This is a genomic window from Bacillus sp. JJ1127, from assembly GCF_036965845.1.
In the GTDB taxonomy this organism is placed as follows: Bacteria; Bacillota; Bacilli; order Bacillales; family Bacillaceae_G; genus Bacillus_A.
Genome location: NZ_JBALQK010000339.1, coordinates 258 through 1,100, shown reverse-complemented (window position 1 = coordinate 1,100; position 843 = coordinate 258). Strand labels below are relative to the sequence as shown.

The window sequence follows — 843 nt, the reverse complement described above, 5'->3', positions numbered from 1 at the left end:
TACACTGACTTATGGGACAACTCCCACCACTTATTGTTTTACGTTCTTCAAACTTTCATATAATCCAGATCATACTTCTGCCCTCATTTTTACTATAATGAAGAGAAGTTGCACCGTTTTTTACTAATATACAAATGAATTATGTATTTACAGAATAAAATTCCATTTTATCTGCAATAGAAAAACCTGCTTTTTTATATAGACGAATAGCTCGTTCATTCTCTTCACCTACACAAATTGAAATTTCTTCAATTTGCATATAATTAAACAATTCATACAGTCCGTAATTTAAAAGTTTTAATCCAATTCCCTTATTTCGTATAGACGGTTTAACAGCGATATATTCTATATTTCCCTCTTTAAATTCAGGGCTACCTTCAATATAAATATACCCTAACAAACACTCTTCTTCCTTAAAAACAAATAATTTATTATACTCATTTATTCTTCCAATAATTGTTTCTCCATTATAATAAGTATCTGGAAACTCTTCATCATGTAATGTAATAAACTCTTTATAAAGCCCAGGCGTAATAGATTTTATCGATAAACAAGGATGATATAAAAAAGCTGAAGCATGCATTTTTAAAATTACATGTTTTCCTTGTTCACTGGCAGATAGATATTTCATAAATTCTTGAGCATTTTTATTTTCCTTATTAAAAAAACCATGGAACGAATGAATCATTCCTCCTAATTTAGATAGGCCTATTCCCCACATTTTCTTTGCAATTTTCTCCCAATCCTCTTCTTTATGAATAAAAGGTCCCCAGATTTCAGCTGTTTTCATTTTACCATTTACATCAAATCCTAATGCTCCAATAATTTTTTTATCTTCATACA

1 protein-coding gene is annotated in these 843 nt (G+C 29.3%); it reads right to left on the bottom strand.

Annotated features, from left to right (window positions below):
* Window positions 1–139: 139 nt before the first annotated feature.
* On the bottom strand, window positions 140–843 hold a 704-nt coding region (locus V7183_RS24000; protein ID WP_335361080.1), incomplete at its 5' end, for a GNAT family N-acetyltransferase.